Consider the following 26026-nt stretch of genomic DNA (forward strand, 5'->3'; position numbering starts at 1 on the left):
ACGAGGAGTTGGAGAGATGGGTGCAAGAGAAGAAAGAACGAAATGGTTCTTACAGGATAGGTTCGGGATGTTTATCCATTGGGGATTATATTCAATTCCTGCTAGAGGGGAATGGATACGCGGTAACGAGCGGATGAGTAGAGAGCATTACATGACGTATTTCGATGAATTTGACGCCTCTCGATATGATCCGAAGAAATGGGCAAGTGCAGCAAAAGCTGCGGGTCAGAAATACGCTGTTCTTACGACCAAACATCATGACGGGTTCTGTCTGTTCGATAGTAAGCTGACTGATTTCAAAGCCACTAATACGCCCGCTGGGCGTGATCTAGTGCGGGAATATGTAGACGCTTTCCGGGCTGAAGGGATTGCAGTAGGTCTATATTACTCTATCATAGACTGGCACCATGAGGATTATCCCGGATATGGAGATAAGGCACATCCTGATCGGGATAACGAAGCGGCTAAAGATAAGCCGATTGATTTCGATAGATACTTGGAGTATATGCATGGGCAAGTAAAGGAACTGCTCACCAATTACGGTAAAATCGACATTATGTGGTTTGACTTCTCCTACGATAATATGACAGGGGAGAAGTGGAAGGCGACGGAGCTTATCCGGATGATTCGTTCCATACAACCTGATATTATTATCGACAATCGATTAGGTGGCAATATTCGTGCGGCAGAACCTGAGGAATATGCTGGAGATTTCTTCTCCCCCGAGCAGATCATTCCACCTGGCGGCATTGTTGACGTAAACGGCCAATCCATCCCTTGGGAAGCCTGCATTACCCTTAATGACAACTGGGGTTATCATTCCGAGGATAAGAATTATAAATCAACCAAGCAAGTCATCCGTACGATGGTCGAATGTATCAGTAAGAATGGTAACCTGCTCCTCAATGTTGGACCAGATGCTAAAGGTGAAATGACACGGGAATCACTGGTTATCCTTGACGAAGTTGGGGAGTGGATGCGCCTTAATGGAGACAGTATTTATGGATGCGGGAAGTCTTTGTTACCTAAGCCAGAGTGGGGACGTTATACGCAAAAGGGCAATAAGTTATATGCGCACGTTTACGACCGTGGAATTGGCCCGATCTATTTCCAAGGCTTGAAAGGGAAGATTAAAAAGGCCAGATTACTACGTGATGGTACCGAGCTAAAGGTGGAGGCGCCGTGGATGGCTGAGGAATATTCGGATGTTGACGGTGGAGCGTTTATTACATTAAAAGGCGCGATGTTACCTGATGAGATGGATACGGTTATCGAGCTTGAACTATTTAATTAAATCAGAAGGAGTTGTCCTAGCAGCCATTCATGGCTTATGGGACAACTCCTTTTTTTCGTATTCTTCGCTAACATTTGCACATACGAAACACCTATCGGACACAGATGACACTAAACCCAGAAATATCGCACGTTTGGGATGCCAACGGACCGCATAGCCGCTATTGCCTTGAAACACCCCGATATGGAGCTCTTTCGAGGGAATAACGTCATTGGAGTCCGAAGCCCTGTTCCAAAGGCAGAAAATGTGCAAATTAAGTCATCTGGGTCCGTAACTCTTAGAGGGTGACAATACTGTTGAAGCATTTTAAGCAGGCATTCAACGAGTCAGAAAACAAAGCGGCAATTCTCTAAATAACAGGAGAATCACCGCTCTGCGAATACTAGAGGCGAGCCTTGCGGAAGCCTTCATATATATTGAGGACCGCAACTAAAATCAAGACTGCTATACCTCCACCTACTAGCCCCGTTTCAAATTGGTTAGCTGTAGTAGTTAATAAATTAGACATGTAGTTAATGAATTCTTGGTTAAATACATTCGGATTTATAAGGATAACAGCGAATACAATAAGTACAATGAGCTCGAGGACCGTATTACATAATGCTAATTCTCTAGTCCATTGTCTCTTGATTAATTTATATATAGTTAATGCGACTTCTAATCCGATCACAATAAGAATAATAGGCCAATAATCAAGTAACACATGCTGATTAAAAGCTGGGGCTACGAAGTTAAGTGCGCCTTCACCGCCTCTATAGACTCTGATCAGGTGTTCAGCATTAAAATAAACAGTAGCCCAAATGGCAGTCCACAGTAAACTTCCGAACACTTCGAAGCTTGTAATTGCTTTTTTCTTATGGACAAGCGCGATATCCTTCAAATCATCAGGAGTCCATTTCCTTAATTTTGTAGTAAGCGGATGCCCTTCCTTTCCTTTATCCGCCCGTTCGATAATAGCGAACACAACAGTTATCCAAAAAAAGACTTGGATTCCTACTTCAAGGAAGGTTCCAATTCCTGTACTTATAACTGCAGTAACAATATCCGCAACTGTTTTATCGCCGCTGTAGCCAATCAAGTAATCAGCAACCAGAGCGATTAAAGAAACAACTACAGCGATGGGTATAATCATTTTTAATAACGTAACATATAAATCGAAATAGCGTGGGCCGATGAGATACATGGGCTGATCGCGGTACTCACTAGCTAAAATAGCTGGATTGCCCAATTTTTCAAGGACGGCCTTTACCTCTTTTTCGTCATAATCATCCGGTAACATATCCTCGATGGTTGATCGTAATTCTAATGCGATGTCTTCCCGATTTTGTTCCGGTAACCTCCGAGTAACTTCATGAATGTAAATCTCAATTAGCTTCATGGTCATCCTCCCCTTGTAATAGGCCGTAGAGTTCTTTCGAATTCTTAAGCCATTCTTCCTTTAGCTGTAAAAAAATCTCTACGCCATAGTCACTTAGAACATAATACTTACGGGGTCTGCTCTCGGATGTGTCCCAGCTGCTCGTCACTAATTCCTGTTTCTCTAATCGGCGAAGTAATGGATATAAGGTGCTTTGATCGATGATGATGCTGGATTCCTCCAACAATTGAACGAGCGAATATCCATACTGGGGTGTTCGTAATTGACTTAAAACGGCTAGCGTTAACGTACCTCTTCTAAGCTCTGTGATTAAAGAATTTAATAAAGTACTCATTCACCCACCTCATTATTTAAAATATAAGGATTTATAATCTCTTATAAATTGTTCTTATATTTTTGGTTTAAACGCTTGTTGTCCTTGAGAGGACGTCGAAGCCGCTTATACTTACTATGTGTCATACAGTATTCGATCTATACTATGCATCATACACTATTGTTGTTCCAACATCAATTGAATAAAATAATCTTCTAAGAAATAAATAAGAAAATTTTTCTATTTTGTGAAGCAGTTTGATTAAAAGGAGGTTGTGAAATGACCTCTTCAGTTTGGGGTGGAAGATCGATAAGTACTCACGAAATATCAAACATTCGGCATTGTTCTAAAGGGAGCAGAGCAGGTCATTGAGTTTGTGGAGGCGAATCGTTACTTATTGGAGGGGCGGCCGCAGACTTTTCAACACGGCGACTATCATGTAGGGAATATGATCATTACGAAGTCGAGGGAACTTGGAATTATTGATCTTAATAGATTTGATTATGGTGATCCTTGGGAGGAATTTAATCGCATTTCTTGGTGTGCACTAACGAGTCCAGAGTTCGCATCGGGCCGAATCCATGGGTATTTTAATCATGATGTTCCAGAGCTATTCTTTAGGCTTTTTATACCGAAGTGGTATTTGGCAAGTTATACTGAGTGAAAAGACTCAGCTATTTGAGATTAGTTAGGGGAATTGAGCGATGAATATACTGATTGCTGAAGATGAAACTGATATAAGAAAACTAGTGAAAATACATTTAGAAGATCGATTATATCGAGTATTCGAAGCCAAGGATGGCATTGAGGCTTTAGAGGTTGTTAATCAACATGAAATAAATCTTGCCATTCTGGATATTGTAATGCCCAAGCTTGATGGGCTTAATCTGTTGCGACAGATAAGAGAGAAAAGCCATATTCCGGTTATCTTGTTAACTGCCCGCGGTGAAGAAATTGATAAGGTTGTTGGTTTAGGTCTTGGAGCGGACGATTATATGGTGAAGCCATTTAGTGCTTCAGAGCTTGTGGCTAGGGTTGAGGCGCAGCTGAGACGAAGAAATGTATACGATCTTAGCCAATCGATAACTGAAGAAACAATCCAACATAGAGAATTGAAGCTGAATTTAAAGGAATGTATGTTGTACATAAATGAAAGTCCGGTTCTTTTAAATGCCAAGGAATATAAGGTATTACAATGTCTGATGCAGAGTCCTAATCAAATTTTTACGCCCAAAAAGTTATATGCAGCGGCGTGGGAAGAGGATTTCTATAGTGATAATAATACGATTATGGTTACCATCAGCCGTCTAAGGAATAAGATTGAACGGGACCCACACCATCCCGAATTTATCGTCACAGTGCGTGGACTAGGTTACAAATTCTACAATCCAGGTAAATAAGATGAAAAAACATAATATATCCTATCAATTGTTAAAAAACTATATCGCGATCTTTCTTATAACAACGGTTATCACGATATTGGTGATTGTTGCTTTGTTTAGCATGAACAGGCTGGGATCTAAGGACATTATTTATAATCAGTTAACGGCTGCTAAACTTATGCAAAATGACTATCAAAGAATTGACACTAGTGTTATTAATGATGTCGGGGGCAGTTTACAGGTTGTGAATTCCAATTACGAAGTCATACACTCCATTGGCAACAATCCATTTACGTCCAAGCAGATTAGTGTCAAAGAATTTACGGATTTTCTAATGAATACTGGAGCTAACAAAGATATGATCACTGTTGAATATAATGAGCAGGAACATTTTTGGCTGATCGTCTTTTTACCTATACAAGTGAAGATGACAGGCAGTTTCCATTGGAATTCAGATTCACCTATGCAGGATCATACCCTTCAAATGCTTGGGTTTATTGGGTTAGGTTATTTGTTGATTTTGATTCTAAGCACGATGATTTATGCAAAGATTACGGCGGTTAGTTTCATTAAACCCTTAGACCAGTTGTCCGCTGCTGTAGAAAAGGTTAAGAATGGGGATTATTCAGCAAGAGTGCAGGTAGGCGGGAATCGGGAGTTTAGTCAACTGGAGCAGGCTTTTAATCATATGGCAGAAGTGATTCAGATCCAGACCTCGTTAAAAGAACAGAGTGAAAATAATCGAAAAAATCTAATATTGGATATATCCCATGATTTAAAAAATCCATTAACAAGTATTATGGGTTACGCAGAGCTTGAACTAAAAGAACAAGTGAGCGGTCGGATAGAACATTTGGAATTTGCCAAAATAATATACGAAAATAGTATCCGTGCCAATGTATTGATTCAGGATTTGTTTGAATTATCGAGAATGGAAAGTCCCGAATTTCGTTTGGATGTTACAACAGATGATTTCTCAGAATACTTGAGAGAAGAAATGATACATATGTTGCCCGAGCTTGAGGCTGCGGGTCTGATCCCTGATTTTGTAATCGAGTCTAAAGAAATAATTCTACAGTTTGATAAAAAAAGAATGAACCGTGTATTCTCAAACCTGCTTTATAATGCCATCGCTTATCAGGAGCGAGGTTCTAAGTTTCAAGTTGTGCTGGAAAAGGTGAGTGATGGAGCCAAGCTTACTTTTGTTAATTACGGTCAACCATCAGCCTTGAACCCGGCAGGTTCTGGATTAGGGCTACTCATTGTTCAGAAAATAATAACTGCTCATGGAGGGACTGTTCAGCTGAATACGCAGGATAACCAGTTTGAAATTATAATTGGGCTGAACTGGAAAATTTAAGGTCTATGTAAGATTACATTAAGTCGTATGAAATTTCCCAATGCTAAAATGGTTGATATTCAGTCTATTAACAATTTTACATGGGGGATTAGATTATAATGATTGATGAGAAATTAAGTAAAAGGCAATTGATCTTGGGCGTTATATTAGCAGTAATGTACTTTTTAGGATTGTTCTCTATTCTCTTGATCCGGCCGATTATGGAGATTCTTAACCATGTTTTTATTTGGCAGCCAGAACAACAAAATCGAATGGCCTTACTGTTGAATAGTCTGATCTACATAGGAGTGATTATAGGTATTAGAGGGTTCTATAAACAAGCTGTTCATGATTTCAGACAACACTGGGTGCGTAATATGGTATGGATGGTTTGGGGACTTTGTTTGATTATTATCATCGGAAGTATGTTGATTCCCACACTAATTTCCATCTTTCATCCCATTACAAAGTCTGTTAATGAGGTGGATTTACGGGCAATGTTGTCTTCGTATCCATTTATTTTTACAGTGAATGTGGTATGGATTGGTCCCGTGATTGAAGAATTAGTGTATCGGGCGACCATTTACAGAACGATCCGCAGGAAAAGTCGTCTTCTGGCTTATCTGATATCTTCCTTTTTATTTGGCTTCCAGCATGTCTATAGAGCCGTGGTTTTTCAGGGTAACTATAACGAAATGTGGAATATCTTCTCCTATATGACTGCTGGATTAATCTTTGCCTACCTATATGAGAAAAGAAAAAATATATTAGTGCCAATAAGTGCACACATGTTTAGTAATGGTTTATCTGTGCTTCTCTATTTCTTAAGTTAATACGAAACTTGACTCCACATCAGATTACTAGTAAACTGATAATCAAATAGATCCAATTCCAAAGCAATGGATGTGGCATAATGCGAAACAATGGATTCACTGAAGACAACAAACTAAGCTTGTTGATCTGGCTGCGGCTGGTAAGAGTTTATGACAATAGTAACGATCTTTCCAATGAGTTCTTGAAGCAGTTTGATTTAACGGTTAGCCAGTTTGATGCGTTAGTACAAATACTATTACATCAGCCTGTGACACAGATGGATATTGCCGAGCATTTAACCATTACTAAAGGTGGAGTATCACATATGCTTGGCAGATTAGAAAAAGAAGGATGGATTGAGCGTAAGCAGGATTGGAAGGTGAAGTATATTTCTTTAACTGAAAAGGGCCAGGCGCTTATCGAGAAGGTTCTTCCTTTGCAATCGGATTTCCAAGCTTCGTTATTCGATCCACTGACGGACGAGGAGAAAAAGGTATTTTACAGCATGCTTAAGAAGATTCACCGCCATAGCCAGAATGAGAATCGAATTCCACGAGGAGTTTAGTAGTATTGTAAAAGCTTTATTCTGAATAAAGCTTCCTTTTTTCAGCATCAGTTTACTAGTAAACCATAATCATATTAGGAGGAAATTAAAATGAGCCAACAACAAATAACCGGACAACATCATGTATCAATGATTACTAAAGACGCTAAACAAAACCTATGGTTTTATACAAAAGTTCTGGGACTAAGACTTGTCAAAAAAACCGTAAATCAGGACGATCCAACCATGTACCATTTATTCTATGGCAACCCTAATGGCGCTCCAGGCACCGAGGTATCCTTTTTTGAAATGCCAAATGCAGGCCAGACCCGGAAAGGAACGAACAGCATTTCTGCAATCTCTCTTCTCGTTCCTAGCGATGAGGCCTTAGTATATTGGGCTAACAGATTAGATACATTTGAAATCGCTCATGAAGCTATCGTAAGTATAGAGGAGCGCAATTCGCTTACTTTTCAGGATAGTGATGAATTAACGGTTCATCTGGTGTCCGCAGAAAAAGATAATGTGACTCAGCTGGTAGAACCTTGGATTACTGATGATATTCCACCACAATATGCCATTGTTGGTTTGGGTCCCGTTGAATTGACTGTCCGTGAGGCTAGCCGTACAAAGGCTGTTTTAGAGGATATTTTAGGCTATACACAAGTTCGTAGAGTGCCATCCATGGGTGATTCGAAGGTTACGGTGGATATTTATGAAACAGCTAAAGGCGGCTTGTACACTGAACTTCAGCTCAAAGAAGTTAATGATCAAGACCGGGAAAGACCGGGAAAAGGCAGTATCCATCATGTGGCTATAAGAGTGAAGGATCTGGAAGAATTAACCGCATGGGCTGCTAAAATCACAGCTGCAGGGTTCAAGAACACAGGGGTCATTGATCGTTATTACTTCCATTCCTTGTATTTCCGTGATCCGAACCATATTCTTTTTGAGCTTGCTACAGATGGTCCAGGGTTTGAGATTGATGAATCTTTTGATGCGCTGGGCGAGAATTTGACCTTACCTTCTTTTCTGGAAGAACGCCGGGAAGAGATTGAATCGAAACTTCATCCTATCCAATAATATAGCTAAGAAATAAGAAAACTATGAGATTGGAAAAAATTATATTAAAATCATTCCTATAAGGTTAGACGATGGTTTGATAAGGTTCACTTAAGGAGGCAAAGTGTGACGAATAAAATGATAGCTGCGCAACGTTTATATAACCAGAAGATCGTTGATTCCAAGCTAATCAAGCCTGAACAGGTCGTTAAAGAATTAGGGGCAATACAGGCGCAGGATTACATGCAGGCGATGTGGGCGATCGGGTTACGTACTCCATCTTCGAATTTAGCTGATATAGAGCGTGCTATCGCTGATCGTAAGATGATTCTGAATTGGACGCTGCGAGGTACGCTTCATTTTGTCCCACCGGAAGATGTGAAGTGGATGCATCAGCTATCTGTACCGCGTTTAGCGGGACAAACAAAGCGACGAAATGCAGAGCTTGGGCTAGATGATCAGACACTAGAACTTTGTAGACATATTATAGTTAATGCTTTACAAGGTGGAATGCAGCTAGATCGTGCTCTTTTACTTCAGCTAATAGAAGAAGAAGGTATTCACACGGGGAACCAGCGTGGTTATCATATGTTGTGGAATGTTGCGTACCAAGGGTTGATTTGTTTCGGACCGATGAATGGTAAGCAGCAAACGATTGTTTTGCTAGAGGAATGGGTGCCACAGTTTCGAGAGCTTTCTTACGATGAGTCATTGTATGAACTCGCTCAGAGATATTTCACCGCACATGGTTTAGCAACTGTTCAAGACTTTGCTTGGTGGGCAGGCATAACCCTTACAGATGCCAGACGAGGGCTGGAAGCGGCCAAAAGTCAACTTCAGTTAGAGGTTATTGATGGCACTGAGTATTGGATGTCTGCTGATCGGCTAGAGTCAACTGCTGAGGAATCGGGCGTTCATCTGCTTCCGGGTTTTGATGAGTACATTCTTGGTTATAAAGACCGAAGTGCCGTTCTAGAGCCTGACGTTGCTCCTTTGATAGTTCCAGGGAATAATGGTGTTTTTCTTCCGACGATTGTTGTGGAGGGTCAGGTTGTGGGTATATGGAAAAGAACTCTAAAGACCAAGGGGATCGAGATTGTGATCCATCCTTTTGCCGAGCTGGGCGATACGGAAAAGTTGGTACTTAAAGAAGCTGAGCGATATGCGGCATTTATCGGGCTGCCGATACTCAAAATGAATGTGAGTGGTTCATTGACATGAGTATTTCACTATTCTCATCATTCTCACCGTTTTCATCTTTCTTACCATACTTTTGTGCGCACCTTTAACGCTAACGGACACCAGTGCACTTATTAGCTCCTAAATGCTGATTTGCTGAGCTTTTCGGACTCCAATGCAGTTATTCCCGTCGCAGCACCACTTTTGCCCCCTGTTTTTGCGGAATAGCGGCATCTGGGTCCGATAGATTCGTAAAAAGACTACTTTTAGCTCAATAGCGCCTCCTGAGTCCGAACGACAGAACGGCATAATGGGTGAATGGTTGAATGGATACCGATTACCGGATAACCGCTCACGAATGCACTCTGAGTAAAAAATAACCCGGCAGGGCGACCTGCCGGGTTTGTTTCATAAATCTTATAGCTAGCTTAATTAGATTCGTCTAGCTAATTCAGCGCCTTCCCAAATCGCATTAAGCGCTCTACGCGCTTGCACCGCATCGCCAATTACATGATAAGGGATGGAGCTTTCCTCCAAGAAATCCTGAAGAGGTTGTTTGTTGAGGGCGCGTGAACCTACGGCGATTACTACATAATCAGCAGGTAGGCTGTGAGATTCGCCGTCTTTTTCAACAATTACGCTATCCCCTTGAATCGCCATACATTTGCTGTTGGTTATTAATTCAACGCCATGTCCATATAGACTTTCCATGACACAGATTTTACGCAAAAGTCCTAGATCATTAGCAACATCGGCTTGCATTTCAACTACAGTGATTTGATGTCCGCGTTCTACAAGCAGCTCTGCGACCTCAAGCCCCACTAAACCGCCACCGATAATAACGACTCTTCCTTCTGGATGAACCGTTCCCCACAACACATCATGTGAATTGACCACATGTGAACTGTCGACGCCTTCCACAGGCGGAATAATAGGAGAAGATCCGATTGCAAGAATGACCTCATCTGGACCAATTTCTTGGATTAATTCAGGTGTAACCTCTGTATTCAATCGAATGTCTACACCTTCACGTTTAGCGGTTTCTCCCATATGCAGAGCGGCTGCAGCCATTTCCTCTTTACGTGGTGCGGCGCCGGCAATATAAAGCTGTCCGCCTAGAATGTCATTTTTTTCGCATAATATTGGATGATGCCCACGTCGTTTCAGTGTGACAGCTGCTTCTAATCCACCAGGGCCACCACCAGCAATAAGTATTTTCTTGGGGATATTCGTTTGCTGCAATTCATATTCACTTTCACGGCCGGTTGCAGGATTAAACACACAGCTGATAAATGGAACATTAGGATTCACGAATCCATCAAAGCAGCCTTGGTCGCAACCCACACATTTAACGATGGTGTCTGCACGTCCGGCTAAAGCCTTATTGCAGAATTCCGGATCAGCCAGTTGCGCACGCCCAATGGCTACAAAATCAGCCAAACCCTCCGCAATAATCCGGTCTGCAATTGCTGGATCATTAATACGGCCTACGGCAATAACAGGGATGTTCACCGCAGATTTAATTTGCGCTGCGTTATCTACATTGAAACCCACAGGTAAATCGATTGGCGGAACTTCATATTTAATCGCAGCGCCAGCAGGGACCCCACGAGATACATTAATAGCATCAATTCCAGCTTCTTCAGCGAGCTTTGAGAAGAGCTTCATATCTTCCAGCGTAAGTCCGCCCGGTAGATCCTCAATTGCAGATATTCTCATCAAGATAGGGAATCCAGGTCCAACCGCTTCCCGGATAGCGCGGATACAAGCCAACGGGAAGCGGCAGCGATTCTCCCAAGAACCGCCGTACTCATCCTGACGAAAATTCATTGCAGGACTTAGAAATTGTTGGGGCAAATAACCATGGCCGGCATGGAATTCCACGCTGTCAAATCCGGCTTTCTTCGCACGTGAGGCTGTATCTGCGTAAGCTTGAACCATCTCGCCGACTTCATGATGCGCAAGTTCACGTGGTATATGACTTACGCCTTCAAATGGAACAGGTGAAGAGGAGACCTGAATTAGGTTGGGAGTTACTTTACCTCCATGCCATAACTGTAGACAGCTTTTGCCTCCTGCCTCTCGAATAGCTAATGCTAATTGAGCCATACCTGGAATGAATTTATCATCATAAAGGGCTGGAGCATCATCGGAGGCCGCCGTTGGGTGAATAGTTGTTACTTCTACAGTATTTAAGCCGTTGCCACCTTTAGCTCGTGCTACATGGTAATCAATCAGACGATCACTGACGTATCCACCCGGCGCATTCATTTTCGTGCCCATCGCTGGTAAAATGACCCGGTTCTTAAGCTCCATATTTCCGATTGTGCCCTTGCTGAATAAATGTGTGAATTCCATACGATAACTTCCTCTCTACATATAGGTTAAAAATAAATAGGTTATTTTAACCTATATTAGCGAAAGGGAGGGCTGAAAGTATGTGCAAAAAATCACGAGTGATTTGGCAGAAATGTAGTAATTGAGGTAATATAAGAAAATGATGAACCGGATACGTATTCCGGAAGCCCGGAGGATGATTATGGATATTGAAGTTTTGATTCTGGCCCAATTAATGAAAGGGGCCAAACATGGTTATGAAATTAAAAAAAACATTATTTTTGTAATGGGCAATGATAAAATCGTAAACAATAACTCGCTTTATCCAAAGCTGAAATTATTTGAAAAGCGAAAATGGGTAATCAAAAAAACGGAAATTCAGGAACGCCGGCCTAAACGTTATGTATATTCTATAACTACTGAGGGTGAGGAGCGGTTTAACACCTGCTTAACAGAATTTACGCTGGAGACGATTCGAATTGATAATGAATGGTCTATTCGTCTTGCTTATTATGAGCTTTTGGATCAGGAGACACGTAAAAGATTGCTTGATTACAGAGAGACCTATATGAACGAAAAGCTGGACCATTTACAGCAGTTATCCAAAGTAGTTGGCAATAGTGAGGATATGGATTACTCTGAGGAGCTCTATTTTTACACCCGAAGTATGGTTTTACGAGAGATCGAGTTAATTAAGGAGCTGTCACGTAAATTAGAAGCATAAGCACACAGTTTAGCACCCTTTGAGGCAATCAATTTTTAAAAATATGAGGAGGTACAATAGAATATAAGATTGAAGAGTCAAGCTTATGACTGTGAAGAAATGGTTAAGTATGATACAAAAGTAGAAAACGATAATGAGTATAATTTGATGATTACTAATAACAGTCCATTATTTTTGAAAAGCGTAGTTGTAACAGTTGAAGAAGAAGAAGAAGAAGAAAAAGATAACAATCACAAAAATGCTTTAATTGATGCTAATATCAACCGAGGTAATCAGAAGTGAGGATGCCCCCTGCTCAATAGAGAGCAGGGGGCATCCTCCTTAATTTGGCTAGTCTTTTATTGTTCGCCTTTATTTTTTGGCTTTAAAACCTGATGCTTGCATAAGCTTGGTGAATACTTCGGTGTTTTCGTAGATTCCAGTAAATAATTGTGCATTTTTGCCCATAGCTGTGATTGGAATATCAACCGCAGTATGGCCTGAGGTCGTCCAGTCCACTACAAAATTGTGTTTGGAATTGGCGATGGCGAATGGACCGTCTTCTTTGGATATGCCGTCACCGGACTCATCATCTGCGTCAACTGCTTCAATAGAAAATCCGCCGGTCTCATGATCGGCAAGAACTAGAACCAGTGTATCTGGATTCTTTTTGGCGAAGTCTTTGGCTACTTGCACGGATTTGTCCAGTTCTTGACCTGATTTAATCGTCATTTTAGCGTTGTTTTGGTGTGCAAATTCGTCAGTGCCTTCTTCTTCCACCATAAGGAAAAATCCCTTTTTATTTGTTGCTAGCGTATCTATAGCTTTCTTAGTCATCTCGGGCAGCGATACCACCGGATTATAAATATCCCCTTCACCCTCAGGATTTTGCTGGAACATTTCCTCGTTTGCGAATATTCCCAGTAGCTTGCCGTCTTTTGCTTTTTGCATATCCGCTTTGTTCGTTACATAGGTGTAGCCCAATTGTTTAGCTTTATCAACAAGGTTACCTTGTGTTCCTTTGCTTTTCTCTGAAGGATCTTCAGCGGGTTCATCTGGGAATTTCCCGGGATTGCCTGCAGGGTACCAGAAATCCTCACCCCCACCAAGCAGAACATCAACCTTGCTCTTAGTCAGAAGCTGGAGGGCGATATCACTTTGCTTTGAGCGGTCTTCGACGTGAGCACCAAATGCGGCGCCAGTCGCGTCTGTAATCTGACTAGTAGTAACGACACCTGTTGATTTTCCGGCATCTTTAGCATATTCCATAATGGTTTTAACACTTTTTTTATCGGCATCCATTCCGATAGCTCCATTATAAGTTTTCACACCGCTGGCATAGGCTGAAGCAGAAGCAGCCGAATCTGTAACAGGGACAGTGGAGCTTGTATGAATTAATCCAACGTATGGCATCGAATCCATTGCTAGATTTCCTTTTTCACCTACGGTGGCAAGCCGGATGGCATCACGCTGAGCAGCACCCATTCCGTCTCCAATAAACAGAATTACATTTCTTGTGTTCGAAGATGCTGCGTCTGCTTGATTAGGTGCATGAGTAGTGACTATGCTGGATACAAAAAGAGCCGTTGCCGCTGTCGCTACAATTGCTGTTTTGACGCCATGCTTTTTCGGTGATTTCATAATTTCCCTCCTAATGTATGTTTACAGTCTCATATTATAGTAGTTACATTAAGAGAATGTTTTCTTGTCTTGTAAAAAATGTAAAATGATAAAGCGAATATAAATTATCCGAGCTGTGATAAAAGATTTTAAAATAGAAAATATCTAGGTGTATTATTGGAATATTGGATATATTCATCTCTGAATACGGACTTTAAATGTTGCTCTTCTTGAAGAATTAGTAAATGAATCGCGGCAATGTTAAGAATGAATATTAGGAGTGTTAACAGATTGGGGTACATCAGATACAATCCCAGAAACATGAGATCAAACCCGACAAATGCAGCGTTTCTACTATATTTATAAATACCGTGTGTGATGAGTTTGGTTACAGTAGTCTTATCAATCCCAACTCTCCATGAAGTGCGCATAGCAATCATAGCTTGAATGAAAATAAAACATCCGAGGGCAGCTACACCAACACCGCTAAAGTGAATTACAGGAATATCAAACGGTTTACCTACAAGTGTAACCATAAAGGACTCTGCTACGGAAAAAACAAACCATGCTGCGCCCCATAAAAAAGTAGAGGTTTTTACCAATAGCTCGGTATAATGGATCTTAGATAGTTTATCGCCTTTAGCCAGAACGTTTCCTTTAATGTGGTTTTTCTTGTAAAGTATAAGGAGCTTTAATAGATAAGAAATTAGGAAGATGCAGAAAAGAAGTAGAGATAGGATATTTTTAAGATCGCTCATTATGATTTCCTCCTTACCAATACATATGAATGATTGCTCATATGTTTGTTTATATCTTATTTCCTAATATTGTACATGTCAACTAATTATTGATTTAGGGGGATATCGTGAAAACAAATGTATACAAAAAACGGTGGCTTTGGGTGTTGGTTATCGTGGTTATTGCACTTGCAGGTACTGTAATCGGTATGCTGCTTACGCAAACTGGGCTTGCAACCTTTACTTCCAATGCTTATGGAGTCTCTTTGAAGTATCCAACGGAATGGGTCGTCGATTCAGCAGATGATGAGAAGGGTCAGGGGGAGGATGGTTTTTTTCAATTATCCGCTATGTCTGGAGAGGGACAATCAATAGATGAAGTAGCTGAAATCATTGCCTCCCATCAGCTGAAACCATATGGCTCCAATCCGCAAATCACTGAACTGACATTAGAGGGGTTAAAAGAGGAAGAGAAGGCAAAGTTGATAATGCCTTCTACTGACCAAGGAGAGGAATGGAATCATCAAGCGGCGCTTATAATTAAATATCCCGAAGCAGTGAAAATAGGAGATGATGTATACTATTATTTTATTTTGCAGGGCGATAAGGAACATGTGGAGGAGATAGGTCAGACCGTAAGATTTACAGGTAAACCGTAAAGTGCTTGTGCACGAAGGTAGTCTACGGGTTTATTTACAGGGATATCCAAGAAATATTCCGACTGCCATGTTTGCGTTTTTTGAGCTTGGCGACTCGTGGGATTGTCCCAAGGCGGGTAGACTCGAAAAGCTCTTTTTCCACCTTCACCTTTATCAGATAGAATATCTTGTTCTCCTAGGACAGCTTTTGGAAAAATAAATTGGCCAAAGTGATTCCCATTTCGTGTACTTATAACGAAGAGATCAGCAGGATCTGAGATGTCATAGGGTTGGATGGGATGATCTCCAATTCGCTCCCATAGTGTCACAAATTGCCCGACTTTAGTGGGTGTGATTTTAGCCACCCGGAATCTAATGGCCAGCGCATTTAAGGTAAAGATATATGCTCCGTATTCCGCATTTTGCGGTTCAAGAATTGGTTCGGAGCAATCAAACCTGCAAGGATTATATACTTCTTCCATGGTAGCAAGTAAGTCACTATGTAGGATAGAAGTAAACATGGCCATCCAGGTTTATGAACGATTTTCTAAAATCATGAAAAAATATGACTAATAGAAAGGTATGAGAGGATGGATAACTATCAGGAGATCATAGCTTCGCTGAAGCAGCGCTTTCCGGAAGGGACAGTAACACACCGAAAAGATAAGAAGGGAGTTTATATCCCCAATCAGGTCTATACAGATCGAATTGAGACTGCAACAGGCAGTGAGTGGGATAAGGAGATTAAGTAGCTGGATATTAGTGTGCCACATCGCTATGTAAAGGCGATCGTACAGATCCGTATTGGACCCTATACTCGTGATGGCTACGGAGTATTGATTATGAATGGAGATCCTGCTGCCGAGCCCAAGTTAATACGTACAGCGGTCGATCAGGCAGTCAATGAAGCTTTCATCGACGCGATTGATACTTATGAGATGGGATGGAAGGATCTCGCCCCCTACAAGCTTGAGGACTGGGCAGGGAACCCAGCGCTTGCACATTTACAACAGAGTGGACCACCTGCAGGAGTGGAGGATGGAGCCGCTCCAATACAATCATTTGCGGTTTCAAACCATAAATGCCTGAAGTGTAAAGAGAATCTGACTAATGCCGAGTGGGAGTTGCTAGGACGGATACCGAACTTAAATCGCGAATCATTGGTATATTGCTTTGAGCATATACTGGCACATTTGAAACGCAAACTTCCCGAGCCAGTTTTGACTGACTTTGAAGAGAAGCGAAACAGTTAAAGGAGAACGATATAAAATCTTTTTTACTCATTTTAATAGCCTACTGTTTTCAGGGAGGGGATTGAAATGTCCAAAACGACGGTTATTACCATTGCCAATCAGAAAGGCGGTACAGGCAAAACGACCACTGCATACAATCTTGCTTACGCTTTATCTAGGTCGTGTCTGAAAACTAAAGAATCCTATGGTATGATATGAGAAAAACGAATGGAGAAACAAGCATGATTCCAAGACGGTACGAAATAACCGATGAACAGTGGGAACAAATAAAGGACATGTTCCCCCTATCAAACAGGAAGACCGTCGAAATTAAGCAATCGTACGATGTTTAACGCCTTTCCTTGATTGCCCGAAGTGGTGCGGCATGGCGAGACTTGCCGGAAGAACGTTATGGTTCATGGAAAACGGCCTACAGTCGTTTCTGCAAATGGAGAGACTCCGGACTCCTTATCGCCATCTTCCAAGCCCTTCACATCGAACCCGATTTTAAAAACTTGAGCATCGATTCTACATCGGTCAAAGCCCACCGACACAGTGCCGGTGCAAAAAAAAACGCAGATGGACACGAAGTAAACCAACACATCGGCGTCAGTCGTGGCGGCAAGACGACCAAACTTCATGCCATGGTCGATGGATTAGGCAACCCTCTAGCTTTTCTACTGACGGGTGGTCAAGTTATTCTTTTCCAGCGATTGAATTGCTTCAGGAGTTAGATATTATTGGAAGTCACATTCTTGGCGACAAAGCCTATGGCTCAGAAGCGATTCGGAACTGGATTACGACTAAACAGGCCACTTACACCATTCCGCCTAAAACGAATAGTCAACATCCATGGAAGGTCGATTGGTATCGGTAGAAAGAACTCCACTTGGTTCAATGCTTTTTCAATAAAATCAAACACTTTCGCCGTGTGGCCAATCGTTACGATAAGTTGACTAAGTCATTCCTCGCGTTTATATACATAGCTTCCATTTTTAAATTGACTCAATGATAGTTTTCAGATACGCCCTACACAGATGCTTCATTATTTTGTCAATGGTAGGGAGCGGGCCGTTCTGTTGTTGTTCTTTCTGAGTTCTTCCCGAGTTCTCTCCAACGTCCCAAAAAGCTTCATTTTGCCCAGATGCCGGGAACCCTTACGGGCTTGGAAAAGACCAGAAAGACCGCTAAAAACCTTGATTCTACAAGGATTTCTAGCGGTCTTTAAACTCCTCTTCTTGGACTTAATTTCTGCTATCTTCTCAATAGCAGTCGCGACTCAAAATCGAGTGGGAAACCGTGGAGGTTCGAGTCCTCTCGCCCTTTACTAAGAGCAGTTCAATAGATTAAAAATCTGGTGGACTATTTTTATTTTTATTACTTCATTCATTCGGTTTGCGGAAGTGACCTTAAAACTGAATTCCAAGTGAGCATAGATGTTGGCTGTGGTGGAATAGACACTGTGACCTAGCCATTCTTGTACTTCTTTCATGCTAACGCCAATTGCTATGGCACGAACCCTACTGGTCATAGCCTATAGCATGCTGAAAAACAAAGAAGCTTACTTAGAAGGCCGACTCCAAAAACTAAAATTCGTCCATTCGTCTAGTTCCCCTTATTTTCACAGAAAAACTGTCTGTATTTCGCGAATAAGTTGTCCCGAGGCAACTCCGACAAAACCGGTCTGCTCCAGTGAAATATTAAGGTTCGGTACTAATAGCGCTTCCATTGCTAATTCATCTTCAATGGAATGAAAAACAGGATGGCTGTCTACCAGCATCAAGTCTACAACCTCCAGTCCCTGCCTCCAACAAACGACCAGCTGTTTCAACCGCGATCAGTCCTCCCAAACATTAGCCGATTAGCTGAAATTGACGATGTCCGGTATCCAGAAGACGGGCCGCATAGTCGTCAGCCAGTCGTTCGATCAATCCGTCAATGTTCCTAGTCTCAATAGCGCTCTACATCCGCAATCGTAATGCCAACAACTGGTCCCAGCCCTTATTCATCCAGGTGTCGAAGCAGCAAATGGAAGCAGTTTATTGTTCCCAGACCTATACATGGAATACCACATGAAGCGGACCAGATTGCTTGCCGCCATAATAAGTGAACACTGCGTTGCCGCCAGTATTCAGTTGGGGCAGGACTTCGCTCAACGTTCCCCCCATCTCTGTTTCATGCTTCATAGAATCGCCCTTGAAACCGTCAGTTTGGCTAATTGTATTATTTTTTACGTATGAGGCAACAAAATCAGTGAGCTCTGCTACTGTTGGATCGTTCAACATTTGCCGCAGAAAGGCATCAAACGGAATGGACTGACCGTCACAAGCATAATTACTCAATCGCGTAGCTTCCCGTCAACCTGAGCCATGATTAATGAATCCGCACCATGTTAAGCGGAGGCCCCCTGCCTATTGATAATAAGGGACAGAATCAGCTAAATAGTCATGCCCTGTCTTGACGCCGGGCTGGAGCAGCCGTATGGTACAAGTGACAAGAACATACAAACATACAAACATACAAACACATGCTCAAGAAGGGGGAACTATGAATAAATTCACAGCCTATGGCCGACAGATCCGGCGGCAGATCGTCAGCAGGTATTACCGGATATCCATCAAGCAGAGAATTCTGTTCTCGTTCATCGTGCTGATCACGCTGTCCATCAGTGCAATGGGTAGCTTCTCGTATTGGATTGCCGCGCAGGAGATCGAGGACAATGCCTACGCGGGCAGCCAGGAGACCGTAAGCAAGACGGCACAGCTGCTGGATTCCCGCCTGAATGATGTGGCGCTGTCCGTGCAGTCCCTGATGCTGAGCGATGCGTACCGCAAGATGATGCTCGATGTGTTCAGCCATGATGTGTCGAATTACTATGTGCATCTGTCGGATCTACAATATGTGCTCTCCCAGGCAACGTTCAATCAGCCGATCATTGAGAATGTACTGATCGTTACCCCGATAGGCGATTTCTATTCCACTACGCAGACCCGGGCGCAGGACCATTCATTCTACGACTCGGAATTATATGGTCTGAGCAAGGGGAAGCCGGGCGGCTACTGGGCCAAAGGACATTATGACCGGTTATTCACGGGCAGCCAGCGGGTGGTCTCCTTCGTGGTCCGGGGAATTTATGAATACCCTTACACACCGATCAGCAATGTATTTATTGTGGTCAATATCAGGGAAAGCCGGATAAATGAGCTGCTGAATAAAGGGGGACAACAAGCGGGATGGGATTATTACCTGGTGAGCGGGGAAGGCGAGGCGGTGGTGGAGTCCCACTGGCCCTTCCAAGGCAGGTTCCCCTGGAAGCCGATGCTTGCCGGAGCCGGGACAGCAGCCGGTCCCAAGGATTACAACTACAGCTATGGCGGGAAGGAGTATCTGGTTAATTATACAGGCTCAGCGGCATCGCCGGACTGGATCATCTCCGGCATGCAGTCGAGGGACCAGCTGCTGGGCAAGCTGCAGCGGGTGCAGCGCATCACCCTCTATGTCATCGCATTCTTCCTGCTGGCCACCTGGCTGATCTCCAATCAGCTGACGTCTGTGCTGCTTAAGCCGCTGTTCAAGCTGCGGCGGCTGATGCGCAGAGTCGAGGAGAACCAGCTAAGCGTAGTTTATGAGAGCCGTTATGAGGATGAGGTTGCCCAGGTCGGCTATCAGTTCAACCGGATGATGTCGGAGATTAAGGTGCTGATTGCAGATGTGAAGGCCAAGGAGGAGGACAAGCGTCATGCAGAGATCCGCGCACTTACGGCGCAGATGGAGCCGCACTTTCTGTACAATACTCTGAATACCATTTATTGCAAATCGGTCATGGGCGAGAATGATGATGTGAATGAGATGATCCTGTCGTTGTCGCAGATGTTTCAGATCGGGCTCAGCGGCGGCAAGGATCTGATTCCCCTTGAGGATGAGCTGTCCCACATGCAGCAGTATTTCGCCATTCAGCAGAAATGCTATGAAGGGTTGTTTGAATACACGGTGACTGTTGAGGACGAGGCCCTGCTGTCCTGCCTGCTGCCCAAGATTATCCTGCAGCCGGTGGTGGAGAACAGCATTCAGCACGGGTTCAGCGACCGGACTGCCGGCGGCCGGATCGACATCACGGTCAGCCGGGAGCAGGAACTGCTGCATATTTGCATTACCGACAACGGGCGGGGTCTTGATGCTGCACGGGTCAAGCAGGGGATGGTCAGGGCTCCGCAGTCGAGGAAAGGTTATGCCCTGTTCAACATCAGGCATCGGCTGGCGCTGTATTACGGGGCCGAAGCACGTATGGACGTTGGCGGCGAACCATGTAAGGGATCACGGACAGATCTGTGGATTCCGTTAGGGGAGGAGAGATGAAGGATGGACTGGGAGCTGGAGCAGGAAAGGTTCAAGTTATGTGTAATCGACGATATTAAAAGTGTGGTGGAGATGGTCTCGCGCAAGCCGCCGTGGCAGGAGCACGGTATTGAGGTCGTCGGTACGGCGCTTGACGGTGATGCGGGGCTGCAGATTATCCGCGAGACCCGGCCGGACATTGTGCTGACGGATATCCGAATGCCAAGAATGGACGGCCTGCAGATGACCCGGGCGATTCTGGAGGTGCTTCCGGACTGCAAGATTATTATCCTCAGCGCCTACTCGGAGTTCTCTTATGCCCAGGAAGCCATCCGACTAGGGGCGATTGATTTCGTCAAGAAGCCCTTTTCGCTGGACGAGATTATGCAGGCTGTGATGAAGGCCAGGGAGTTGTGCCGGGAGGAGCGTCAGGAGACCACCAGACTTGCTGTGATGGAGGCCAAAATCAGAGAAAGTCTGCCTATTCTCCGCCAGGAATATCTCATCTTCCTGCTGCACCACCAGACGACAGAATCGGATGCACGTTCCCGCTGGGCCTATCTCGATATCCCTCTGGACCAGCATGATTTCTTCGTGTTTGTCGCCGAAATCGATCATTTCACGGAGAAACTGAGCGGCCAGCCTGTGCAGGAGGTCGAGCTGCTGCGGTTCAGCCTGCACAATATTCTCGAAGAGACGATTTCCGCCTGGACCCGCGGCGTCATCATCCGGGAGGCGACAGACCGGTATGTCTGCATCATGAACGGCTCGGACCCGGATACGGCCGCGCTGGTTACGGAGGCCTGCTGCACGAATGTAAGCCGGTTCTCCCGGCATACGCTTTCCATTGGCGTGGGGCTGGGCGCAGCGGCGATTCAGGAGCTGAGCGCAGCATACAGGCAGGCGATTAGCGCGCTGGGTTATCATTTCTACACCGGAGGCAACGGGGTCTACATTTACAGCAATATCGAGAATAAACCGCTCGCACTTCACAGCTACTCCGCCGCCGCCGAGCGGGAGCTGCTGTTCGCCCTGCGTTCCGGCAATTCTGCCAAAAGCCTGCAGATGCTCGATCAGCTATTCGCGGAGCTGCTGGACAGCGGGCTTTTGCCTGAGCCGCGTTATGTGGAAAGCGTCGGCTATGAGCTGGGCTACAGGATCTGCCGGGTCCTGCTGGAGCAGTTCCCCTACGGGCAGGTGGAGCCGCTGGAGCGCAGGATTGCCATCATGAAGAACCAGGTGCATCCTTCCCTGCAGGATATCCGGGACCTGCTGTCCGGGCTGTGCCGGGAGGCCTGTGCGCTGGTTACAGAGACCCGTTCCCTGGAGTCCACGCGGATTATCCGCCAGGCCGCCGCTTATATCGATAGCCATCTGGATACGGGACTGTCGCTGGAGCAGGTAGCGAAGCAGATTAACCTCAGCCAGGGGTATTTCTCCAACCTGTTCAAGAAGGTGCAGGGGATTTCGTTTCAGCAGTATGTGATGCACGAGAAGATGGAGAAGGCCAAGGCGATGCTGATCAGCGGACGGCAGGTTCAGGAGATCGCCCAGGATCTTGGGTATGAGCACAGGCGCTATTTCAGCGAGGTGTTTAAGAAATATACCGGAATGACCCCGTCCGAGTTCAAACTGCATTATCTTGGAAAAGAATAAAAATGCGCAGGGGAGGCATGTCCGCAGGGCGGAGGTGGCCTCCCTTCACTGTATAAAGCTTCTGCAGAAATCTGCCCTTAAAGTGGGCTTACCCGCCTTATCCGGATGCGCCAATCCGTCTATAATCAGGTTGTAAGCGAATACAGCAGGGATATATAAGGGGGAACTACCAATGATGAAGCGTATGCTAATAACATCTCTGAGCCTGGTCCTGGCACTTGGCCTGACAGCCTGCGGCAACGGTAACGGCGGCAATGCTGCAGAAGGTAAGGAAGACGGGAAGACAGGCGGCTCGGGGGACAAGACCAAAATCAGCTACTGGACCGGCGACCGTCATGATGCGGATTTCGTGAAGGACAAGGTAGCCGAGTTCAACGCAACCAATACCGACGGGATTGAGGTGGAACTGGTCGTCAAGGGCGATGACTTCGATACCGCACTCGATCTGTCCTTCCAGACCTCCGATGCGCCGGATGTAATCCGGGTGAAGGAGAATACCATCCAGACCTTCTACAAAAAAGGCTTTCTCGCTCCCATTGACGAGTTCCTCACCGATGAGCTGAAGACGAAATTCCCGGCCATGCCGGATCTGAATGAATTCGACGGCAAGCGTTACAGTCTGCCGAATTATGGAACAACCATGCGTCTTGTATACAACAAGGATCTGTTCGCCAAAGCAGGCGTTGAGCATCCGCCGGCTACCCTGCAGGAGCTGGTGGAAACCGCCAAAAAATTGACGGAAGCCGGTAAAGCGGATGGCGCTTACGGCTTCGCCCAGAACTTCAAAAGCCCCGGAAGCGCGTTCGGGCGTTCGGCGCGGGTGATTGCGGAGATGAGCGGCTACGGCGGCTTCGGGTATGATTTCAAGACGGCCCGCTACGATTTCAGCGGCTTCGAGCCGATCATCAATGCCTTTAAGCAGATCCGGGACAACGGCAGCATGCTGCCGGGTGTGGAATCACTGGATATTGATCCGCTGCGGTCGCAGTTTGCAGAGGGCAAAATCGGAATGTATATGTCCTACTCCTCGGAGCCGGGCGTCTACAAGAATCAGTTCCCGGCCAAGATTGACTGGGCAGCCGCTCCGGTTCCGACCATCGACGGCACCGTGAAGGGGGCTTCGGGCTTCCTCGGGGGCCAGTGGCTGGCGCTGAGCTCGAAGTCGGAGCACAAAGGAGCAGCCTGGAAGTTCATGGAGTTCATGTACGGCGATCAGGTGCTGACGGATTATCAGGAAAAAGGCTTTGGCATCTCCATGGTTCCATCCGTCAGCGCAGTAGCCAAGACACCGGATGTGAACGGCATTGAAGGCTTCCTGCCGAACAAACACGATGGAGTGTGGCCGGTCTATCCGTCTGTAGCACCGGAAGGGATGAAATCGGATGACGCCTTCTTCAAGTATATGCTGAACGGCGGCGATCTGAAGGCGATTATCGCCGATCTGAACAAACGCTATAACACTGCACTGGACAGCGTGATTGCGAATGATGGCGTGAAGGCCGAGCCGGATGCCGGCTTTGACCCCGCCGCACTGGGCGGCAAGTTCGCCAAGTAGACGGAAGGTTAGGGATAGAGATATAGGCCAAAGCAGAGGGATGGGGAAGCAGCTTTCCTCTCCCTCTGCTCTGGCCGCAAGGGAGAGGAGCCGGAAGAAACCAGATGAACAAAACAAAACAAGCCTTATTTTCATACAGCTTTATCTTTCCAAGTGCCTTGCTCACGTTGGTCCTCGGGATTTATCCGATTGCCTGGGCGTTCCGCTATATGTTCTATGATTACAAAGGGTTCGGAACGGCCCGGTTTACCGGGCTGGCCAATTTCAGACGCATCCTGAAGGATACCCAGTTCTGGGAGTCGGTGGTGAACACGTTTGTCTATGCAGGCGGCAAGTTGCTGATCACCATTCCGCTGGCTCTGCTGCTGGCCGCCATATTGAATCGAGGGCTGCGGGGCAGACAGCTGCTGCGGGGGATTTTCTTCATGCCGACCGTCATCAGTACTGCCGTAATGGCCGTAGTCTTCTTCACGATCTTTAACTCGTATAACGGGATTCTCAACCAGTTTCTGATCCGTTCGGGCCTTTCCGATTCCGGTGTGGACTGGCTGGGGCCGAAATATGCCATGCTCACCGTCATTCTGGTTGCAGCCTGGGGGGCGGTCGGCAATTACATGCTGCTCTTCCTTGCCGGTCTGCAGAATATCCCGGAGGATGTTTATGAGGCCTCTTCCCTGGACGGAGCAGGCAGAATCCAGCAGTTCCGCTATGTCACCCTGCCAATGCTCGGGCCTGTCATGCAGATGGTCATTATGCTGGCGATCATTACAGCTTTGAAGGGCTACGAGAGCATTATGGTGCTGACCGAAGGCGGCCCCGTAGGCAAGACAGAGGTGATGTTCCTGTATTTGTACAAATTATTTTTCCCTGTCGGCGGAGGCAGCGCGGCGGTCCAGGTCCAAGAGTTCGGATACGGCAGTGCGGTCGCCTTCGTGTCTGCGGTCATCGTCGGGATCATATCGCTCATTTATTTCTACGCATCCAGACGTATGAATCAGACCGATTGAGGAGAGAGGATATTATGAGACTAAGAACCATACTGGGCAATATCATCCTGTGGATTTTTTTGCTGGCATTTGCTTTTATCACCCTGATTCCGGTCGTTATCACCATTCTCGGCTCCTTCAAGACAAATGCCGAACTGACTGCGGGAGCCACCTTCCTGCCGGATAGCTGGCACTTCTCGAACTATGCCGAAGCCTGGGCGCAGGCGAATTTCTCCAGATATACGCTGAACAGCCTGATTGTCTCTCTGGCGGCGGTGGTTGGCACGCTGCTGGTATCATCCATGGCGGCTTATGTGGTGGACCGGATGGATTTTGCAGGCAAGAAATTGTATATCGGCCTGCAATCCTTCACTATGTTCGTGGCAGTAGGGGCGGTCGTGCTGCGCCCGCAGTTTGATCTGATGGTCAAGCTTCATCTGCACAGCAGCCTGTGGGGGGTCATATTGATTCTGATCTCCGCCCATGCTTCGATCTTCTTCATTCTGTCCAGCTTCATGAAGGGGATTCCCCGTGAGCTGGATGAGGCGGCGCTGATGGACGGCAGCTCCCCTGGCCGCACCTTCTGGCGAATTATTCTGCCACTGCTCGGACCCGGACTCGGCGTAGGTGCGCTGTTCACCTTCCGCGGCGCGTGGAATGAATATTTGCTGCCGCTCGTGTTCACGATGACGAAGCCGGAGCTGCAGACGCTGACTGTCGGGCTGGCGAACCTGAAATACGGGATTTCGGCCGCTTCCCAGACCCACTATATGATGGCGGGCGCCTGCTTGTCCATTCTGCCGATTCTCGTGGCCTATCTGTTCGCCAACAAATCCTTCATGCAGATGACGGCCGGTTCCCTCAAAGGGTAGCGGTCCGGCCCTGCGCAACCCATAATCCATCTTTAACATTCAAGGAGGTAC

At 45.4% G+C, this 26026-nt stretch carries 26 protein-coding genes and 2 pseudogenes; 20 read left to right on the top strand and 8 right to left on the bottom strand.

The window, feature by feature from the left end; translation table 11 throughout:
* Positions 1 to 16: 16 nt before the first annotated feature.
* Entirely contained in the window at positions 17 to 1294 is a 1278-nt protein-coding gene (locus tag MKY63_RS21360; protein ID WP_036689007.1) for an alpha-L-fucosidase, read from the top strand.
* Positions 1295 to 1676: 382 nt separating this feature from the next.
* On the opposite strand, the gene MKY63_RS21365 is transcribed toward MKY63_RS21360, so the two are convergent.
* Together MKY63_RS21365 and MKY63_RS21370 are read right to left on the bottom strand one after the other, a co-directional pair.
* Positions 1677 to 2672: a hypothetical protein gene (locus tag MKY63_RS21365; protein WP_038572325.1), complete on the bottom strand. Its 996-nt coding sequence runs from the start codon at positions 2670 to 2672 to the stop codon at positions 1677 to 1679.
* Positions 2659 to 3006 carry a PadR family transcriptional regulator gene (locus MKY63_RS21370; RefSeq protein ID WP_036689003.1) on the bottom strand — a complete coding sequence of 116 codons (348 nt, stop codon included), beginning with the start codon at positions 3004 to 3006 and terminating at the stop codon, positions 2659 to 2661. The genes MKY63_RS21365 and MKY63_RS21370 overlap by 14 nt, the downstream gene beginning before the upstream one ends.
* Positions 3007 to 3310: 304 nt before the next feature.
* Here MKY63_RS21370 and MKY63_RS21375 point away from each other — a divergent pair.
* The 7 genes and pseudogenes from MKY63_RS21375 to MKY63_RS21405 form a co-directional block, all read left to right on the top strand.
* Positions 3311 to 3610: pseudogene (locus MKY63_RS21375) on the top strand (phosphotransferase); the annotation flags it as partial.
* 79 nt (positions 3611 to 3689) lie between these two features.
* Positions 3690 to 4385: a response regulator transcription factor gene (locus MKY63_RS21380; RefSeq protein WP_339809776.1), complete on the top strand. Its 696-nt coding sequence runs from the start codon at positions 3690 to 3692 to the stop codon at positions 4383 to 4385.
* A gap of 1 nt (position 4386) precedes the next feature.
* On the top strand, positions 4387 to 5727 hold the full coding sequence (locus tag MKY63_RS21385) for a HAMP domain-containing sensor histidine kinase (protein ID WP_339809777.1): 1341 nt from the start codon (positions 4387 to 4389) through the stop codon (positions 5725 to 5727).
* A gap of 98 nt (positions 5728 to 5825) precedes the next feature.
* Complete coding sequence (locus MKY63_RS21390; RefSeq protein WP_339210328.1) at positions 5826 to 6539, top strand: type II CAAX endopeptidase family protein; 714 nt, start codon at positions 5826 to 5828, stop codon at positions 6537 to 6539.
* A gap of 80 nt (positions 6540 to 6619) precedes the next feature.
* Positions 6620 to 7084: a MarR family transcriptional regulator gene (locus MKY63_RS21395; protein ID WP_036688999.1), complete on the top strand. Its 465-nt coding sequence runs from the start codon at positions 6620 to 6622 to the stop codon at positions 7082 to 7084.
* A gap of 90 nt (positions 7085 to 7174) precedes the next feature.
* Positions 7175 to 8146: a ring-cleaving dioxygenase gene (locus tag MKY63_RS21400; protein WP_036688997.1), complete on the top strand. Its 972-nt coding sequence runs from the start codon at positions 7175 to 7177 to the stop codon at positions 8144 to 8146.
* 105 nt (positions 8147 to 8251) lie between these two features.
* Complete coding sequence (locus tag MKY63_RS21405; RefSeq protein ID WP_036688995.1) at positions 8252 to 9346, top strand: winged helix DNA-binding domain-containing protein; 1095 nt, start codon at positions 8252 to 8254, stop codon at positions 9344 to 9346.
* A 390-nt stretch (positions 9347 to 9736) separates the two neighbouring features.
* On the opposite strand, the gene MKY63_RS21410 is transcribed toward MKY63_RS21405, so the two are convergent.
* Complete coding sequence (locus MKY63_RS21410) at positions 9737 to 11662, bottom strand: FAD-dependent oxidoreductase (RefSeq protein ID WP_339809779.1); 1926 nt, start codon at positions 11660 to 11662, stop codon at positions 9737 to 9739.
* 181 nt (positions 11663 to 11843) lie between these two features.
* Here MKY63_RS21410 and MKY63_RS21415 point away from each other — a divergent pair, with 181 nt between their 5' ends.
* Together MKY63_RS21415 and MKY63_RS21420 are read left to right on the top strand one after the other, a co-directional pair.
* Positions 11844 to 12365 carry a PadR family transcriptional regulator gene (locus MKY63_RS21415; protein WP_339809780.1) on the top strand — a complete coding sequence of 174 codons (522 nt, stop codon included), beginning with the start codon at positions 11844 to 11846 and terminating at the stop codon, positions 12363 to 12365.
* Positions 12366 to 12434: 69 nt separating this feature from the next.
* On the top strand, positions 12435 to 12647 hold the full coding sequence (locus tag MKY63_RS21420) for a hypothetical protein (protein WP_339809781.1): 213 nt from the start codon (positions 12435 to 12437) through the stop codon (positions 12645 to 12647).
* A gap of 69 nt (positions 12648 to 12716) precedes the next feature.
* On the opposite strand, the gene MKY63_RS21425 is transcribed toward MKY63_RS21420, so the two are convergent.
* Both MKY63_RS21425 and MKY63_RS21430 read right to left on the bottom strand, forming a co-directional pair.
* The gene (locus MKY63_RS21425; protein WP_036688991.1) at positions 12717 to 13985 is read right to left on the bottom strand and encodes an alkaline phosphatase; all 1269 of its coding nucleotides are present in this window, start codon (positions 13983 to 13985) and stop codon (positions 12717 to 12719) included.
* A 128-nt stretch (positions 13986 to 14113) separates the two neighbouring features.
* The gene (locus tag MKY63_RS21430; RefSeq protein WP_076225072.1) at positions 14114 to 14722 is read right to left on the bottom strand and encodes an isoprenylcysteine carboxylmethyltransferase family protein; all 609 of its coding nucleotides are present in this window, start codon (positions 14720 to 14722) and stop codon (positions 14114 to 14116) included.
* Positions 14723 to 14829: 107 nt separating this feature from the next.
* Here MKY63_RS21430 and MKY63_RS21435 point away from each other — a divergent pair, with 107 nt between their 5' ends.
* The gene (locus MKY63_RS21435; protein WP_038572309.1) at positions 14830 to 15360 is read left to right on the top strand and encodes a hypothetical protein; all 531 of its coding nucleotides are present in this window, start codon (positions 14830 to 14832) and stop codon (positions 15358 to 15360) included.
* On the opposite strand, the gene MKY63_RS21440 is transcribed toward MKY63_RS21435, so the two are convergent.
* The gene (locus MKY63_RS21440; protein ID WP_339809782.1) at positions 15330 to 15860 is read right to left on the bottom strand and encodes a MepB family protein; all 531 of its coding nucleotides are present in this window, start codon (positions 15858 to 15860) and stop codon (positions 15330 to 15332) included. The two genes, MKY63_RS21435 and MKY63_RS21440, sit on opposite strands and share 31 nt — an antisense overlap.
* Before the next feature lie 69 nt (positions 15861 to 15929).
* Between MKY63_RS21440 and MKY63_RS21445 the strand changes: the two genes are divergently transcribed.
* The 4 genes and pseudogenes from MKY63_RS21445 to MKY63_RS21460 all read left to right on the top strand — a co-directional run bounded on the left by MKY63_RS21445 (position 15930) and on the right by MKY63_RS21460 (position 17583).
* Positions 15930 to 16091, top strand: a complete 162-nt coding sequence (locus tag MKY63_RS21445) for a hypothetical protein (protein WP_155288153.1) — start codon at positions 15930 to 15932, stop codon at positions 16089 to 16091.
* Positions 16092 to 16103: 12 nt separating this feature from the next.
* Positions 16104 to 16592, top strand: coding sequence for a hypothetical protein (locus tag MKY63_RS21450; protein WP_339809783.1), 489 nt, complete (start codon positions 16104 to 16106; stop codon positions 16590 to 16592).
* Positions 16593 to 16658: 66 nt separating this feature from the next.
* Entirely contained in the window at positions 16659 to 16790 is a 132-nt protein-coding gene (locus MKY63_RS21455; protein ID WP_080742533.1) for a ParA family protein, read from the top strand.
* Positions 16791 to 16813: 23 nt separating this feature from the next.
* Positions 16814 to 17583: pseudogene (locus tag MKY63_RS21460) on the top strand (IS5 family transposase).
* Positions 17584 to 18192: 609 nt separating this feature from the next.
* On the opposite strand, the gene MKY63_RS21465 reads toward MKY63_RS21460, so the two are convergent.
* Both MKY63_RS21465 and MKY63_RS21470 read right to left on the bottom strand, forming a co-directional pair.
* Positions 18193 to 18402, bottom strand: a complete 210-nt coding sequence (locus tag MKY63_RS21465; protein WP_141240368.1) for a hypothetical protein — start codon at positions 18400 to 18402, stop codon at positions 18193 to 18195.
* A 223-nt stretch (positions 18403 to 18625) separates the two neighbouring features.
* Positions 18626 to 18913 carry a hypothetical protein gene (locus tag MKY63_RS21470; RefSeq protein WP_076134317.1) on the bottom strand — a complete coding sequence of 96 codons (288 nt, stop codon included), beginning with the start codon at positions 18911 to 18913 and terminating at the stop codon, positions 18626 to 18628.
* 205 nt (positions 18914 to 19118) lie between these two features.
* On the opposite strand from MKY63_RS21470, the gene MKY63_RS21475 reads away from it, so the two are divergent.
* The 5 genes from MKY63_RS21475 (at position 19119) to MKY63_RS21495 (ending at position 25975) form a co-directional block, all read left to right on the top strand.
* Entirely contained in the window at positions 19119 to 20927 is a 1809-nt protein-coding gene (locus MKY63_RS21475) for a sensor histidine kinase (RefSeq protein WP_038572295.1), read from the top strand.
* A 3-nt stretch (positions 20928 to 20930) separates the two neighbouring features.
* Entirely contained in the window at positions 20931 to 22562 is a 1632-nt protein-coding gene (locus MKY63_RS21480; RefSeq protein ID WP_339809784.1) for a response regulator, read from the top strand.
* A 172-nt stretch (positions 22563 to 22734) separates the two neighbouring features.
* Complete coding sequence (locus MKY63_RS21485) at positions 22735 to 24117, top strand: sugar ABC transporter substrate-binding protein (protein ID WP_339809786.1); 1383 nt, start codon at positions 22735 to 22737, stop codon at positions 24115 to 24117.
* A 104-nt stretch (positions 24118 to 24221) separates the two neighbouring features.
* Complete coding sequence (locus MKY63_RS21490; protein WP_076105253.1) at positions 24222 to 25124, top strand: sugar ABC transporter permease; 903 nt, start codon at positions 24222 to 24224, stop codon at positions 25122 to 25124.
* A 14-nt stretch (positions 25125 to 25138) separates the two neighbouring features.
* Complete coding sequence (locus MKY63_RS21495; RefSeq protein WP_038572285.1) at positions 25139 to 25975, top strand: carbohydrate ABC transporter permease; 837 nt, start codon at positions 25139 to 25141, stop codon at positions 25973 to 25975.
* Positions 25976 to 26026 lie beyond the last annotated feature (51 nt).

Origin of the sequence: Paenibacillus sp. FSL R7-0189 (assembly GCF_037969925.1) — a bacterium.
Taxonomy (GTDB): domain Bacteria; phylum Bacillota; class Bacilli; order Paenibacillales; family Paenibacillaceae; genus Paenibacillus_AQ; species Paenibacillus_AQ odorifer.